General features: G+C 70.3%; 15 protein-coding genes. 7 read left to right on the top strand and 8 right to left on the bottom strand.

Features of this window, described 5'->3' with window-relative positions:
• Window positions 1-16: 16 nt before the first annotated feature.
• The 3 genes from AB0B66_RS39985 to AB0B66_RS39975 form a co-directional block, all read right to left on the bottom strand.
• The gene (locus AB0B66_RS39985; RefSeq protein ID WP_360540199.1) at window positions 17-1351 is read right to left on the bottom strand and encodes an NAD(P)/FAD-dependent oxidoreductase; all 1335 of its coding nucleotides are present in this window, start codon (window positions 1349-1351) and stop codon (window positions 17-19) included.
• On the bottom strand, window positions 1348-2628 hold the full coding sequence (gene kynU, locus AB0B66_RS39980) for a kynureninase (protein WP_360540197.1): 1281 nt from the start codon (window positions 2626-2628) through the stop codon (window positions 1348-1350). The genes AB0B66_RS39985 and kynU overlap by 4 nt, the downstream gene beginning before the upstream one ends.
• A gap of 92 nt (window positions 2629-2720) precedes the next feature.
• Window positions 2721-3611 carry a tryptophan 2,3-dioxygenase family protein gene (locus AB0B66_RS39975; protein WP_360540195.1) on the bottom strand — a complete coding sequence of 297 codons (891 nt, stop codon included), beginning with the start codon at window positions 3609-3611 and terminating at the stop codon, window positions 2721-2723.
• A 142-nt stretch (window positions 3612-3753) separates the two neighbouring features.
• On the opposite strand from AB0B66_RS39975, the gene AB0B66_RS39970 reads away from it, so the two are divergent.
• The 3 genes from AB0B66_RS39970 (at window position 3754) to AB0B66_RS39960 (ending at window position 5616) form a co-directional block, all read left to right on the top strand.
• Window positions 3754-4188 carry an Lrp/AsnC family transcriptional regulator gene (locus AB0B66_RS39970; protein ID WP_360540193.1) on the top strand — a complete coding sequence of 145 codons (435 nt, stop codon included), beginning with the start codon at window positions 3754-3756 and terminating at the stop codon, window positions 4186-4188.
• A gap of 311 nt (window positions 4189-4499) precedes the next feature.
• A complete protein-coding gene (locus AB0B66_RS39965) occupies window positions 4500-4994 on the top strand; it encodes a hypothetical protein (RefSeq protein ID WP_360540191.1) in 495 nt (164 codons plus the stop codon).
• Between the two features lie 4 nt (window positions 4995-4998).
• Window positions 4999-5616 carry a class F sortase gene (locus AB0B66_RS39960; RefSeq protein WP_360540189.1) on the top strand — a complete coding sequence of 206 codons (618 nt, stop codon included), beginning with the start codon at window positions 4999-5001 and terminating at the stop codon, window positions 5614-5616.
• A gap of 3 nt (window positions 5617-5619) precedes the next feature.
• Here AB0B66_RS39960 and AB0B66_RS39955 read toward each other — a convergent pair whose 3' ends face one another.
• Entirely contained in the window at window positions 5620-6138 is a 519-nt protein-coding gene (locus tag AB0B66_RS39955; protein WP_360540187.1) for an HNH endonuclease, read from the bottom strand.
• 200 nt (window positions 6139-6338) lie between these two features.
• Between AB0B66_RS39955 and AB0B66_RS39950 the strand changes: the two genes are divergently transcribed.
• From AB0B66_RS39950 to AB0B66_RS39935, 4 genes are all read left to right on the top strand, one after another.
• Window positions 6339-7358 (top strand): mechanosensitive ion channel family protein, encoded by a 1020-nt coding sequence (locus AB0B66_RS39950; protein WP_360540185.1) that lies wholly within the window; start codon window positions 6339-6341, stop codon window positions 7356-7358.
• A gap of 141 nt (window positions 7359-7499) precedes the next feature.
• Complete coding sequence (locus AB0B66_RS39945) at window positions 7500-8843, top strand: MFS transporter (protein ID WP_360540183.1); 1344 nt, start codon at window positions 7500-7502, stop codon at window positions 8841-8843.
• 10 nt (window positions 8844-8853) lie between these two features.
• Window positions 8854-9270, top strand: a complete 417-nt coding sequence (locus AB0B66_RS39940; RefSeq protein ID WP_360540181.1) for a globin — start codon at window positions 8854-8856, stop codon at window positions 9268-9270.
• Between the two features lie 118 nt (window positions 9271-9388).
• Window positions 9389-10672, top strand: coding sequence for a delta-60 repeat domain-containing protein (locus tag AB0B66_RS39935; RefSeq protein WP_360540179.1), 1284 nt, complete (start codon window positions 9389-9391; stop codon window positions 10670-10672).
• 107 nt (window positions 10673-10779) lie between these two features.
• Here the strand turns inward: AB0B66_RS39935 and AB0B66_RS39930 are convergent, their stop codons facing one another.
• From AB0B66_RS39930 to ettA, 4 genes are all read right to left on the bottom strand, one after another.
• Window positions 10780-11247 carry a YbjN domain-containing protein gene (locus AB0B66_RS39930; RefSeq protein WP_120321434.1) on the bottom strand — a complete coding sequence of 156 codons (468 nt, stop codon included), beginning with the start codon at window positions 11245-11247 and terminating at the stop codon, window positions 10780-10782.
• A gap of 273 nt (window positions 11248-11520) precedes the next feature.
• Window positions 11521-12150 carry a hypothetical protein gene (locus AB0B66_RS39925; RefSeq protein WP_360540177.1) on the bottom strand — a complete coding sequence of 210 codons (630 nt, stop codon included), beginning with the start codon at window positions 12148-12150 and terminating at the stop codon, window positions 11521-11523.
• Complete coding sequence (locus AB0B66_RS39920; RefSeq protein WP_120316575.1) at window positions 12135-12536, bottom strand: thioesterase family protein; 402 nt, start codon at window positions 12534-12536, stop codon at window positions 12135-12137. The genes AB0B66_RS39925 and AB0B66_RS39920 overlap by 16 nt, the downstream gene beginning before the upstream one ends.
• A 73-nt stretch (window positions 12537-12609) precedes the next feature.
• Window positions 12610-14286, bottom strand: coding sequence for an energy-dependent translational throttle protein EttA (ettA, locus tag AB0B66_RS39915; protein WP_360540175.1), 1677 nt, complete (start codon window positions 14284-14286; stop codon window positions 12610-12612).
• Between the last annotated feature and the right edge of the window lie 153 nt (window positions 14287-14439).

Below are 14439 nucleotides of genomic sequence, written 5' to 3'. Positions count from 1 at the left end.
AGGATGGGATCCCAGTTCATCGGCCCGTGCCCTTCCGGAAGGCGAACGCGGCCAGCGCGCCCGCGGCCAGCACCGCCACGCCCGCCGCCGCGGCGAGCAGCCGCTGCTGCCTGCGCACCCGCTGCTGCACCTGCGCGTACGGCGTGGTCGAGAACGACACCAGTTCGTAGCGTGACACGTACCGGCCGGGCAGCGCCCGCTCCAGCGCGTGCTCGACCTTCTTCTGCGCCTGGAACACCGGGGAGGCGACCTTGTCGCGCATCTCCACGAAGTTGTCCAGCGCCATCTGCGCGATCGCCTCGGTGTTCTCCCGGCGGCGCGCCTCGAACTCGGGCAGCGCCCGGTCCCAGTCGTCGCCGGTCTCGTCGAGGATGCGGTCCAGCTCGACGACGTCCTCGAAGGCGCAGTTGGCGCCCTGGCCGTAGAACGGCACGATGGCGTGTGCGGCGTCGCCGAGCAGGCCGACCCTGCCGTACGCGTGCCACGGGCCGCACCGCACGGTGCCCAGCACGCCCACCGGGTTGTGCAGGTAGTCGTCGACCAGGTTCGGGGCCAGCTCGATCACGTCCGGATACACCCGCGCGAAGTGCTGCTCGATCGCGGCCGGGCTGCTCAGCGACGCGAACGCGTTGGTGCCGCCGGTCGGCCAGAACAGGGTGCAGGTGAAGGAGCGGTCCGGGTTCGGCAGCGCGATCATCATCGACGCGCCGCGCGGCCAGATGTGCAGCGCGCCCGGGTCCATCGCGAACTCGCCGTCGCGGGCCGGGATGGTCAGCTCCTTGTACCCGTGCTCCAGGAAGTCCAGGCTCTCGGTCAGGCCGGTGTGCGCGAGCAGCTGCCCGCGTACCGCCGAGCTGAAGCCGTCGGTGCCGATGACCACGTCGGCCTGCGCTTCCACCGCGCCGTGCGGGGTGTCGAAGCGCATCTCGCCGGTCTTCGGGTCCAGCCCGGTCAGGCGGTGGTCGAAGTGCGCGGTCACGCCCGGCAGCGCGGTAGCCGCCTCCAGCAGGGCGTTGTTCAGCGCGCCGCGACTGATCGAGTTGATCGCCCGCTCGCCGTCACTGCTGTAGGGCTGGAAACCCGGCTCGCCCTCGACCGGGTGGATCATCCGGCCGCGCATCGGCAGCGCGTCGGCCATCACCGAGCGGTCCAGGCCGATGCGGCGCAGCGCGTCCAGGCCGCGCTCGGACAGCGCCAGGTTGATCGAGCGGCCGCGCTCGACCTTGCCGGTACGCGGGTCCGGGCGGCGCTCGTACATCGTCACCGTGTAGCCACGGCGGGCCAGATAGCAGGTCAGCAGGCTGCCCGCCAGCCCTGCCCCGACGACGGCCACGGTCTTCTCACGCGTCATGCCCGCTCCCCGGGGAAGATCGCGGCGAGCGCCTGGGCGACCCGCCAGCAGTCGTGATAGGTCGAGTACAGCGGCACCGGCGCGAAGCGCACGATGTCGGGCTGGCGCGCGTCGGCGATCACGCCGTGCTCGTGGCGCAGCCGCCGGGCCAGCTCGTTCGCGCCCAGCTCGGTGGTCCGCACCGACAGCTGGCAGCCGCGCCGCCGCGGGTCGCGCGGGGTGACCTGCCGCAGCGGCCGACCGGGCAGCACTTCGTCGAGCAGGCTCTCCAGGTATGCCGTCAGCCGCAGGCTGCGCTCGCGCAGCACGTCCATGCCGACCTTGTCGAACAGTTCGAGGGAGGTGCGCACCGGGCCCATCGCGAAGATCGGCGGGTTGGAGATCTGCCACGCCTCGACCGTGGCCGGCGGGCGGGAGGTCGGCGTCATCTCGAACCGGGTCGCCGCCTCGGTGCTCCACCAGCCCTCGAATCGGGGCAGCTCCGGGTCGCCCAGGTGGCGCTCGTGCACGAACACCCCGGCCAGCGCGCCGGGGCCGGAGTTCAGGTACTTGTACGAGCACCAGGCCGCGAAGTCGACGTCCCAGTCGTGCAGGCGCAGCGGCACGTTGCCCGCCGCGTGGGCGAGGTCCCAGCCGACGACCGCGCCCGCGGCCCGGCCCGCCGCGGTGATCGCCGGGATGTCCATCAGCTCACCGGTGAGGAAGTTGACCCCGCCGAGCATGACCAGCGCGACGGTGTCGCCCTCGTCGCGCAGGAACGCGAGCACGTCCTCGGTGCGCAGGGTGTCCTCGCCGGCGCGCGGACGCAGGCGTACCACGGTGGTGTCGGGGTCCAGCCCGTGGAAGCGGGCCTGGCTGCGCACCGCGTAGCTGTCGGACGGGAACGCCGCGTCCTCGATCACGATGCGCGTACGCGCCCCCGCCGGCCGGTAGAACGACACCATCAGCAGATGCAGGTTCACCGTCAGCGAGTTCATCACCACGGTCTCCGCCGGCAGCGCCCCGACCAGCCGTGCGGCCTGCTCGGTCAGCAGCTCGTGATAGGGCAGCCACGGCCGGGCTGCCTCCAGGTGCCCTTCGACCCCGAGCCGCGCCCAGGCGTCCAGGTCGCCCAGCAGCTCGTCCCGGGTCGCCCGGGGCTGCAACCCGAGCGAGTTCCCGGCCATGTAGGCGGTCTCCGGGTACGCCCCGCCCTCGGCGGGCGGCACCAGGAACAGGTCACGGTGGCCGGGATCGGCCGCATCCCGACGCCGCGCGTCGTCTTCGGTGAACGTCATGCTGCTCTCGCTGTGTCTCGTTAGATGTCCCCGATCATGAGGTTATGGCACGGACACGCCGTCGACCCGTGCCATAAGTTCATGATCAGCGCTTACATGGCGGTGCGGGCGGACCAGAGTTCGGGGAAGACGGTGCGGGACATGCTGCGCTGGAGCCAGGCGTACCCGTTGGAGCCGCCACTGCCGACCTTCGCGCCCATGGTGCGGGCCACGGCCTTGAGGTGCTTGTAGCGCCAGTCGTCGAACCGCTCGGCGACGTCGGTCAGCGCCTCGCCGAGCAGGCGCAGGTGGTTGTCGGGGCTCTGGTCGGCGTAGACGCGCACCCAGGCGGCCTCGACGGCCGGGTGGGCCTCGTGCTCGGTGGCGAAGTCGCGGGCCAGCAGGTCGGCGGGGATGTCGAAGCCCTGGCGGGCGAGCAGCGCGATCACGTCGTCCCAGACGCTCGCGCCGTGCAGGGTGGCCAGCAGATCGTGGTACACCTCGTCCTGGCGCTGGAACGGGCGGATCAGCGACGCCGTCTTCAGCCCGAGCAGGAACTCCAGGTGCCGGTACATCGCCGACTGGAAGCCCGAGCCCTCGCCGAGCAGGTTGCGGAACCGGTTGAAGTCGGCCGGGGTCATCCAGTGCAGCGCGTTCCAGGCGGCGTTGAGCCCGTCCAGGTGCAGCACGGTGCGGCGCAGTGGGGCGAGCGCGCCGTACACGTCGTCCTCGGCGAGCAGGCGCTGGGTCTCGCGCAGTTCGAAGCGCACCAGGCCGAAGTACAGCTCCATCACCTGGCTGATCATGAGGAAGGACATCTCGCCCGGGTCCTTGCTCAGCGTCTGCTGCAGCGTGTGCAGGGTGCTCGCGTGCACGTACGCGTCATACGGCGTGCGCTGGGCGAACTCCAGCGTCGGCTCACCGCCGTTGGCCTCGGCGCGCTCGGCGCGCTCGGCCGCGGTCACCGGGCGTACGGCAGCGTTCGTCGTCGATGGAGCGGTCACACGTTCCTCCAGGTGCTCTGGTCAACGTCATGATGTCTCCGTGATGCCCCCTGACGGAATGCCGAATCAACGGCGCTGGGGGCGATCGGCTTAACGTTCATACTGGGGTCGGGGCGTTTCGTTTACGAAGGGAAAGCGCGTCGTGGACGACATGGATTGGGCGCTGCTGCGCGAACTGCAGGAGGACGCCCGGCTGTCCTTCAGTGAGCTGTCCCGGCGGGTGCACCTGTCCCCGCCGGCGGTCGCCGAACGGGTACGGCGGCTGGAGGAGTCCGGGGTGATCGCCGGCTACCGCGCCCACGTGGACCTGACCGCGGCCGGGCGTCCGGTCGTCGCGCTGATCCAGATGTCCTGCTACGGCGCGGGCTGCATCCTGCGCGACCCGTCGGTGGCCGAGTGGCCGGAGATCCTGGAGATCCACCGCATCACCGGCGACGCCTGCAGCATCCTCAAGGTCGCCGCGACCTCCATGGACGCCTTCGAGGCCCTGATCGACCGCCTGGCCCCGCACGGCCGCCCGTCCAGCACGCTCATCCTGTCGACCCCGCTGGCCTGGCGCCCCCTCACCCCGCCCTGAAGACCCCGCCCGGGTCCCGCCCACGCGCGGCCGAGCGCGGGCACGGGCACGCCAGGCCGCGAGCCGGTGCGGCAACGCACCATGATCGTTCGACTTGCCAGGCAGGTGGGCGAATGGGCGGTCAAGATACGCACAGGTGCCAGGCAAGTCGGATGACCTTGGCGGGGACGGTCGACGACGACGCGCCTGCGGGCCGGAGATGCCCGGTTAGGGCCTTTTTTCATGTTTATGGGCGTGGTGGGTTAGTGCTGGGTGAGAGGATTTGGGATAGCCCGGGGTGATCGGGCGGTCATACGCGATTTGGGGGAAACATGCGGTCTGCTCTCCGGGTGGCGGCCGGGGCCGTGGCGCTGGTCGTCGCGGCGCTCACCGCGCCGGCGCCCGCGCACGCCGAGGGTGTCTTCGTCGAGGTCAACCCGAGCACCATCCAGGCCGGCTTCCAGGTCGCGATCCGCGCCAGCTGCGGCGACGCGCTGAACAACGCGAAGGTGCACTCCGACGCGTTCGGCACGGTCACCGTCGAGCCGGTCAACGTATACCTGATCGCGGCGGCGACGGTGCCGGAGAACAAGAAGGCGGGCGGCTACAACGTGAAGCTGACCTGCCCGAGCCGGCAGACCGCCACCACCACGCTGTGGGTGGTCAACCACGACAGCCCGCAGCGCGGTCCGAACACCGGCGGTGGCGGCCTGGCCGGGGACGGCGGCACGACGCTGATCGGCGCGGGCGCCGCGGCGATGGGTCTCGGCCTGGGTGTGCTGCTGCTGTCGCGTCGCCGCGGGCGCAACCCGCTGACCCCCGCCTGACGCCGTGCTGCGCCGCCTGCGCGGCCCGCTGGCCGCGGTGCTGCTCCTGGTCGGGCTGTTCAGCGTCGGTATCGGCCTGGGCCAGGCCGGCGGCTTCTCGTTCGCCGAGCTGTTCCGGGGACCGGGCAAGGCTCCGCCCGGCGAGTTCCCCGTGCTGGGCCCGAGCCGGCCGCTGCGCATCCAGATCCCCGCGATCAAGGTCAAGGCGTACATCCACGGGGTGGGCCTGGACGAGCGCGGCGCGATCGACACCCCGTCGCTGCTGCTGCGCAACGAGGCGGGCTGGTTCGACGACGGACCCTCCCCCGGCCAGTACGGACCGGCGATCATCGTCGGGCACGTGGACACCAAGGACTCTCCCGGGGTCTTCCACCGCCTGAACGAGCTGAAGCCCGGCGCGAAGATCGAGATCACGCGCCGGGACAACAAGGTCACCGTGTTCGAGGTCAACACGGTCGAACGGTTCAGCAAGCAGAGCCTGCCCGTCGACCGGATCTATCATGACTACACCCGGCCCGGATTACGGCTGATCACCTGCGGGGGCCGCTGGGTGGGCGGCGAACTGGGCTACGCCGACAACATCGTGGTGTTCGCCAGCCTGGTCAGCGCGCACAAGGCCTGAGCCTCAGGCGGTCTCCAGCCACTGCGCCCAGCGCGGGTCCGGGGTGCGGTGGCCGAGCACGCGCCAGACCGCGCCGTGCGGCACAGTGGGCTTCACCGGAAGACGCCAGCCGAGGTCGGCCAGCGTCTTGTCGCCCTTGTGGTGGTTGCAGCGCGCGCAGGCGGCGACCACGTTGTCCCAGGCGTGCTGCCCGCCCTTGGAGCGGGGGTGCACGTGGTCGATCGTCTCGGCCGGCCCCTGGCAGTAGACGCAGCGCCCGCCGTCGCGCGCGAAGATCGCACGCCGGGACAGGCCGACCTGGGTGCGGTAGGGCACCCGCACGTAGCGGGTGAGCTTGGCCACGAGGGGGACGGGCACCCGGGCACGGGAGCTGTGCAGCACCCCGTCGCCGTCAGCGACGCAGACGGCCTTGCCGGAGAGGATGAGGATGGCGGCCCGGCGCACGGACACGACACACAGCGGTTCGTAAGTCGCGTTGAGGAGCAACGCGGCGGAGGCGGCTGTGGGTCGTATGTCAGGCATCGGTCTCACCCTCCGGCGGCACAGTCACGTCATCGCGTCATTGTGACCATCGTCCCCGATTGATCTGGTGATTGCACCTACAATTTGCGGCGGTCTCATGAATTCTCAGCCGCGCTATGCCCTGCTCATTCGCATATGCGAGGAAAGTCCCCCGCAGGCCGCCCGCACCGCCGACCGACCGATGAGGTAGCTAGTAAGCCATGCCGTTGAGCCTTCTCGCCCCCGACCCCACGGAGACGCCCTCCACCGCGTGCCTGGCGGACCCCGTCTGCAAAGGCGTCTACAACTTCTCCGACTCGCAGTGGCTGGCCGACGGCGGCTACTACATCCTCATCAAGCCGATCCGCATCGTCGTCATCATTGTCGTGGCGATGATCGCCCGCGCGCTGCTGAATCACACGATCAACAAGATCGTGGCCCGCACGGCGCAGGGCAAGGTGCCGACGATGCTGCGACCGATCCGGGAGAAGGTGCCGGTCTCGGTGCTGAACGCCGGGAGCGCGTTCCCGGAGCGCCGCCGCCAGCGTGCCGAAGCCATCGGCTCGGTGCTCAAGAGCATGGTCACCGTCGCGGTGTTCTCGGTCGCCTTCCTGATCGTGCTGAGCGAGTTCTCCATCAACGTCGGGCCGCTCATCGCCAGCCTCGGCATCGCCGGCGTCGCCCTGGGCTTCGGTGCGCAGTCGCTGGTCAAGGACCTGATCGCGGGCCTGTTCATGCTGCTGGAGGACCAGTACGGGGTGGGCGACGTGATCGACACCGGCGAGGCCGTCGGCGTGGTCGAGTCGGTCGGCCTGCGCACCGTCACCATCCGTGACGGCCGCGGCGTGATCTGGTACGTCCGCAATGGTGAGATCATCCGCATCGGCAACAAGAGCCAGGGCTGGGCCACCGTCATGATCGACGTGCCGATCGGCTTCGTCGGCGTGGAGGAGGCGACGTCGGTGCTGCGCCAGGCGGTCGACGCCTTCGCGCACGATCCCGAGTGGGCCGCCGACTTCGTCGAGCCGCCGCAGGTGCTGGGCGTGGAGAACATCAGCGTGGACGGCGCGGTGATCCGCACCGTGTGCAAGACCTCCGCCGACCGGCAGTGGGACCTGCAGCGCGAGATGCGCCGACGGCTCACCGAGGCGCTCGAGGCGTCGGGCATCGCGGCGCAGATGCAGGCGGCCCGCGCGTTGCGGGCGTCGGTGCCGACCGAGGAGCCATCGTCGGCTCCCTGACTGTACGTGGTGGCATCAGCCGTAGAGGCTAGCGCTTTATCCACCGATCGGGCAGAATCAACCGACGACATCCCTTCTGGGACGGTCATTCGGCGTGACTCTGCGACAGGATGGCGGTCCTCGACACCAGTGTCGTGATCGATGGAGGACCATCCGGTGGTGCACCACCCCGCTCGCACCAATACACCCCCACCGAACGATCCGCCCGGCTCACCACCTGAGCACCGCGCGACGTTCGGCGAAGTGCTCGCCATCCGCGAGTACCGGGGCATGCTCGGTGCGAGCGTGCTGTCCTGGATCGGCGACTACCTGGCCAAGGCCGCGGTCACCACACTGGTCTACGAGCAGACGCAGTCGGCCGGCATGGCCGCGGCCACCTTCGCCATCAGCTTCGCACCGTGGGTGCTGCTGGGTCCCATGCTGGCGGCGGTCGCCGAGCGGTATCCGTACCGCACGGTAATGATCATCAGTGATCTCGCCCGCATGGTGCTCATCGGGCTGGTCGCGGTGCCGGGCCTGCCGATCCCGGTCCTGATCGGCCTGCTCTTCCTCACCGCCCTGGGCAACCCGCCCTACGAGGCGGCCCGCTCGGCGCTGTATCCGGCCATCCTCGCCGGCGACCGCCTGGTGGTGGGGATCTCGCTGAACCTCAGCGCGGGCCAGGCCGCCCAGATCGGCGGCTACCTCGCCGGCGGCCTGCTGGCCGCCATGAACCCGCGGCTGTCGCTGCTGCTCGACGCCGGCACCTTCGCCCTGTCGGCGCTGCTGCTGACGTTCGTGGTGCGGCACCGTCCGGCGGTGGGCGACCCGGCTGCGCGGCGCAACCTGGTCCGGGAGACCGCCGAGGGCTTCGGGGTGGTCTTCGGGATCCCCGCGCTGCGGGCGATCGCCCTGCTCGTCTTCAGCGTGACCCTGTTCGCGATCGTGCCGGAGGGCCTCGCCGCCGTCTGGGCGCACCACCTCGAACCCGGCGGGGAGGCCGAGCGCGGCTTCGCCCAGGGAATGATCATGCTCGCCAACCCGGCCGGTTACGTGCTGGGCGGCATCGTGATCGGCCGGTTCACGGCACCGCACCTGCGCCGGTTGCTGATCCGGCCGCTGGCCCTGCTCACCCCGATCATGCTGGTGCCGGCGCTGCTCAACCCGTCCCTGTACGCCGTGTGCCTGATGGCCGCGGCCTGCGGCTTCTGCCTGGCCGGCATGCTGCCCGCCATCAACGGGCTCTTCGTGCAGGCGCTGCCGAACGTCTACCGCGCCCGCGCGTTCGGCGTGATGCAGGGCGGGATGCAGATCATGCAGGGCAGCGCGGTGCTGATCACCGGGATGCTGGCCAGCCATTGGCCACTGCACCAGGTCATCGGCCTGTGGAGCGTGGCCGGCGTGGTGCTGGTGCTGGTGGCGCTGTCCGCATGGCCCGCGCAGGAGCGCTTCACCGCCGCGATCGAGCGCGCCCGGCGGCTCAACGAGGCTCCGGTCGCCGGGTAGCCTGGGCCTGGTGAGTGACCAGCCCGCCACCCCCGCGTCGACCGCCCTGCCGACTCCGAACTATTTCGAACTGCTCGGCGGCGAGGACGCCTTCTGCCTGCTCGTCGACGAGTTCTACGCCGGGGTCGCCACCGACCCGGTGATGCGGCCGATGTATCCGGAGGAAGACCTCGGCCCGGCCAACGAGCGGCTGCGGCTCTTCCTGATCCAGTACTGGGGCGGCCCGAACACGTACTCGCAGGAGCGCGGGCACCCGCGGCTGCGCATGCGCCATGCCCCCTTCGTCATCGGCGCCGTCGAGCGCGACGCGTGGCTGCGCCACATGCGCCACGCCGTCGACGTCCTCGAACTCAGCCCTGAACTCGACAAGATGCTCTGGGACTACCTGGAGCGGGCGGCATTCTTCATGGTGAATTCTGACCATTGATCTGGGCCGAGTGACTTCGGGCACCCTTCTCGACTGACCGGTCGAGGAGGGTGCCCTTCTTTTCGGTCGCCTCGTTAACCAGGGGAGGAATTGCCCGGATTTGCGAGGAGACGTCCTGATGCGCCACCGCGTGGTATCGCTGGCCGTGCTGGCCGCGATGGCCCTGCCCGCCGCCGTATGGGCGGCAGCACCCCAGGCCCCGGCCGAGAACCTGAAGCCGGGCCCGGTGCGCACCGTCGACGAGGATCCCGCCGACTGGACACCGCACATCCTCGACGGCGAGGTGCACGCGCTGGCCGTGGTCGGCCAGGTCGCCGTCGTCGGCGGCGACTTCACCAGGGTGAGCGACAACACCGGCACCGAGGAGTACGAGCGCGAGCACCTGTTCGCCTTCGACCTGCGCACCGGGGCGGTGCTCGAAGACTTCGCGCCGGACGTGGACGGCATGGTGTACTCGCTGACCCCCGGCCCGGACAACTCGGTGTTCGTCGGCGGCTCCTTCGAGGAGATCAACGACGCCGAGCAGCGCGGGCTCGCCCGGCTGGACCTGTCCACCGGGGGACGTATCCCGGGCTTCGACGCCGCGATCAACTGGGGCGACGTGCGCGGGCTGGCCGTCTCGGACGGGTGGCTCTACCTGGGCGGCTCGTTCACCGCGATCAACGACGTGCCGCGGCGCGGCCTGGCCCGGCTCGACCCGGTCACCGGTGCGGTGGACACGGTGTTCGACGCGCGGCTGGACGCTCCGGAGATCGGCCGGGTGAAGGTCGAGGACATCGCCGTCTCGCCGGCGGGCGACCGGCTGCTGGCGATCGGCGCGTTCACCCGGGTCGGCTCGGCCCGCCGGGTGCAGGCCGCCATGTTCGACCTGACCGGCAACCCGTCGAAGGCCGCCAACTGGTCGACCGACGCGTACGTCCCGCTGTGCCGGGAGGGCTTCGACACCTACATGCGCGCGGCCGACTTCTCCCCCGACGGCGAGTACTTCGTCATCGTCACCACCGGCCGCCTCAGCGGCTGGGAGATCAACTGCGACACCGCGGCCCGGTTCGAGACCTACGCCACCGGCAAGGTCCGGCCCACCTGGGTCAACCACACCGGCGGCGACTCGCTCTACGCCGTCGAGATCGTCGGCGGGGCCGTCTACGTGGGCGGGCACCAGCGCTGGCTGAACAACCCGTACGGCATGGAGTCGGCCGGCCCCGGCGCGGTGGAGCGCCCCGGCGTCGCGGCGATCAACCCGGTCACCGGGATGGCCCTGCCCTGGAACCCGACCCGCTCGCGCGGCGTGGGTGTGCGCGCGTTCGCCATCTCCCCGCAGGGCCTGCTGGTGGGCTCGGACACCGACGAACTGGGCCGGGAGTACCACGGCCGGATCGGGCTGTTCCCCCGCATGGAGTGAGCGGCTCCGCATGACGACACAGACGGATCAGCCGCCTGCCCGGGTGTACGAGACCCGGACAGGCGGCTGTCGCCGTCAGAGGGCCCTGCGGCGGTGGAGAGACGTCCTCAGAGCAGCAGGCCGCCGTCGCTGTGCATCCAGTCCACGAAGGTGGTGGACACCGAGGCGGCGCAGTCGAGCAGCTCCATGAGGAGCGCGTCGTGCACGCCGGAGCGCAGGGGCACCTGCCACTCGGCGTAGATCGGCAGCTGGCCGCGCTCGGTGGGGTCGCCCACGTATGCCTTGGCGAAGCGGCGGGTGTGGTTCCACTCGTTGACCGCCCGGTAGGCCAGGTCGGCCAGCTCCGGCGGCACGGTGGCGTGCGGGCGGGCCCGGATCACCAGGATCTCGTCGTCGGGGCCCTCGACCGCGAACAGCAGGGCGTGCCGCTCCCAGAGCGCCAGCAGGCTCTCCTCCCCGTCGGAGAGGTAGCGGATGTCGAGCAGGTCGAGGGTGGCGGCGATGCGGCGCAGGTTGACCTGCGGTGTCTCAGCCGGGGCCAGCGTGGTCGGAGCCGGTGGCAGGCTGTCCATCATGGACAGGTCGTCCGGCACCTCGAAGAGGCTGCGTTGCTGCGGGACCGTACGCGGCCGCGTCTCCCCCGCCGTCGACTGACCCACCCGCAAGCGTTGCCACGAAAACCACGCCATGCCCATGCTCCTGTCCGACCGTAGCCTGAAGCCGACAGATCAATGCTGAGGGAGACTGCTTGCCTACCCTCAGTTCCATCCCCGGCGAGGAGGCTACCCGTACAGCCGTCTTTCGTCATCCCCTTACCGAAGGTCCCGGGCTGAACAGCCGATGTCCGATCAACCTATCGACCGACTGACAATCGGCCGTACGGACAATACGGGTGTCCGGAACCAGGCGGTGCCATAGGAACCGGCGAGCCCGGTCCACGTGCCGGCGGTGACCACCGTCACCTCGTCGGCACCGAGGAACCCCATCCGGACCAAGCCTTGCACGAGCCGCTGCGGAACCGCGAACGACGCGCCGTCCACATCGGACACACCGCTGATGACGACGTGGTCCAGCAGCGCGTCCCGCAGCACCCGCTGCCCCACGGCACGGCCCTTGAGCCCGGTGGACCCGACGTCGCGCAGGGCCTGCGCGGCCGCGGCGGCAGCACCGCCGACCACCGCCGCGGGCAGCCGTTCGACGGCGCGGACGGTCGCCGGGGGCAGCGCGCCGCGCCAGCGGTCGTCCAGCGCCGGCGGCTCCGCGACGCCTTCCAGCAGCGCCGACGCCTGTGCCACCCGGTCCCGGTCGACGCTGCCGGCGACCGTGCGGGTGACCAGCACGCCCCACGGCAGCGTCGCCCACAGCGCCACCCGGCCCGGCCCGGCCGGGCACAGCCGCACCAGCGTCGCCGGATCCAGCCGCACCAGCCGGTGCAGGAACACCGCCGCGTCGGCGCGGTCGGTCAGGTCGACAGCCATGGCTTCAGGAAACTCTGCTCGGCCTCGCTCATCCGGCGGGGCCGCTGCTTGTCGAGGTCGTACGGCACCAGCACGGACCGGGCCCGGCTGGCCAGCAGGTCACCGTCGAACAGCTCGTAGCAGACGGTGAAGCGGGACGGCTTCAAGTCCTCGATCCACAGCTCGATGCGCACCGGGTCGCCGTAGTCGATCGGCCGCAGGTAGTCCACCTCGTGCCGGGACACCACGATGCCGTCCTCGAAGGAGGTCACGCCGGCCTCCCGGGCGCCGACGAACATCATCGCGACCCGGGCCTCCTCGTACAGGGTGAGGAAGCGCGCGTTGTTGACGTGCCCGTACGCGTCAAGATCGGACCACCGCAGCGCGCAGTGGTAGGTGAATCTCATGGTTCTCCCACTCGCCTTGATCGTTCGCCCGGCCGGCCGCGGCCGGCCGGGCGAACGATCCCGAAGATCTGGATCAGTCGCGCGTCAGACGGCGGTGGGTGACCCGGTGCGGGCGGGCGGCTTCGGCGCCGAGGCGGTCGATCTTGTTCTTCTCGTACGCCTCGAAGTTGCCCTCGAACCAGAACCACTTCGACTCGTCGGAGTCGGTGCCCTCCCACGCCAGGATGTGGGTGGCCACGCGGTCGAGGAACATGCGGTCGTGGGAGATGACCACGGCGCAGCCGGGGAACTCCAGCAGCGCGTTCTCCAGGCTGGAGAGCGTCTCCACGTCCAGGTCGTTGGTGGGCTCGTCGAGCAGCAGCACGTTGCCGCCGATCTTCAGGGTGAGCGCCAGGTTGAGGCGGTTGCGCTCACCGCCGGACAGCACGTTGACCGGCTTCTGCTGGTCCGGCCCCTTGAAGCCGAACGCGGCCACGTACGCCCGCGACGGCATCTCGACCTTGCCGACCATCAGGTAGTCGAGGCCGTCGGAGACGACCTCCCAGACGGTCTGGGCGCTGTCCAGGCCGGCCCGGTTCTGGTCGACGTAGGACAGGGTCACCGTCTCGCCGACCTTGACGTTGCCCTGGTCGGGGTTCTCGATGCCGACGATGGTCTTGAACAGCGTGGTCTTGCCGACGCCGTTGGGGCCGATGATGCCGACGATGCCGTTGCGCGGCAGCGAGAACGACAGGTTCTCGATGAGCACCCGGTCACCGAAGCCCTTGACCAGGTCCTTGACCTCGATCACCGTGTTGCCCAGGCGCGGGCCCGGCGGGATCTGGATCTCCTCGAAGTCGAGCTTGCGGGTCTTCTCGGCCTCGTTGGCCATCTCCTCGTACCGGTCCAGACGGGCCCGGGACTTGGTCTGGCGCGCCTTGGCGTTGGAGCGCACCCACTCCAGCTCCTCGGAGAGGCGCTTGCGCATCTTGGCGTCCTTGCGGCCCTCGACCGACAGACGCGCCGCCTTCTTCTCCAGGTAGGTGGAGTAGTTGCCCTCGTACGGGTAGGCGCGGCCGCGGTCGAGCTCCAGGATCCACTGGGCGACGTTGTCCAGGAAGTACCGGTCGTGGGTGATCGCGATCACCGTGCCGGGGTACTTCGCCAGGTGCTGCTCCAGCCAGAGCACGCTCTCCGCGTCCAGGTGGTTGGTGGGCTCGTCGAGCAGCAGCAGGTCGGGCTGCTCCAGCAGCACCTTGCACAGCGCCACGCGGCGCTTCTCGCCACCGGAGAGCGGGCCGACCGGCAGGTCGGGCTCCGGGCAGCGCAGCGCGTCCATGGCCTGCTCCAGCTTGGAGTCCAGGTCCCACGCGTCGCTGTGGTCCAGCTCCTCCTGGAGCCGGCCCATCTCGTCCATCAGCTCGTCGGAGTAGTCGGTCGCCATCAGCTCGGCGATCTCGTTGAACCGGGCGAGCTTGGCCTTGGTGTCGGCGACGGCCAGCTCGATGTTCTGCAGCACGGTCAGCGACTCGTCGAGGCGGGGCTCCTGGGCCACCATGCCCACGGTGTAGCCGGGCATGAGCCGGGCCTCGCCGTTGCTGACGATGTCCTGGCCGGACATGATCCGCAGAAGGCTCGACTTACCCGCGCCGTTCGGGCCGACCACGCCGATCTTGGCACCCGGCAGGAAGTTGAGCGTGACGTTGTCGAGCACAACCTTGTCGCCGTGCGCCTTGCGTGCCTTCTCGAGCGTGTAAATGAACTGGGCCACGGTCGGGCCAACCCCCTTCAGACAGTCTTCGGTTCAATACTCCCAGGTGGTCCCGCGGCCTGGGACATCGGGCCGTGTGAGGCGGATCGCGCCGCCGGGACGTGCGACGATCCGGACAGCGGGTTTGGCGGGGCACGGGCCGGGCATCACGCA

It is taken from the genome of Catellatospora sp. NPDC049111 (assembly GCF_040648615.1).
GTDB classification, from domain to species: Bacteria; Actinomycetota; Actinomycetes; order Mycobacteriales; family Micromonosporaceae; genus Catellatospora; species Catellatospora aurea.
Note: the sequence above shows the minus strand (reverse complement) of the source record. Positions and strands in the feature narration are given on the sequence as shown.

Coding starts and splice junctions, on each gene's coding strand:
- AB0B66_RS39985 (WP_360540199.1), bottom strand. CDS start 1,351: ATGACGCGTGAGAAGACCGTGGCCGTCGTCGGGGCAGGGCTGGCGGGC.
- kynU (WP_360540197.1), bottom strand. CDS start 2,628: ATGACGTTCACCGAAGACGACGCGCGGCGTCGGGATGCGGCCGATCCC.
- AB0B66_RS39965 (WP_360540191.1), top strand. CDS start 4,500: ATGCGGTCTGCTCTCCGGGTGGCGGCCGGGGCCGTGGCGCTGGTCGTC.
- AB0B66_RS39955 (WP_360540187.1), bottom strand. CDS start 6,138: ATGCCTGACATACGACCCACAGCCGCCTCCGCCGCGTTGCTCCTCAAC.
- AB0B66_RS39950 (WP_360540185.1), top strand. CDS start 6,339: ATGCCGTTGAGCCTTCTCGCCCCCGACCCCACGGAGACGCCCTCCACC.
- AB0B66_RS39945 (WP_360540183.1), top strand. CDS start 7,500: ATGGAGGACCATCCGGTGGTGCACCACCCCGCTCGCACCAATACACCC.
- AB0B66_RS39935 (WP_360540179.1), top strand. CDS start 9,389: ATGCGCCACCGCGTGGTATCGCTGGCCGTGCTGGCCGCGATGGCCCTG.
- AB0B66_RS39930 (WP_120321434.1), bottom strand. CDS start 11,247: ATGATGGACAGCCTGCCACCGGCTCCGACCACGCTGGCCCCGGCTGAG.
- AB0B66_RS39925 (WP_360540177.1), bottom strand. CDS start 12,150: ATGGCTGTCGACCTGACCGACCGCGCCGACGCGGCGGTGTTCCTGCAC.
- AB0B66_RS39920 (WP_120316575.1), bottom strand. CDS start 12,536: ATGAGATTCACCTACCACTGCGCGCTGCGGTGGTCCGATCTTGACGCG.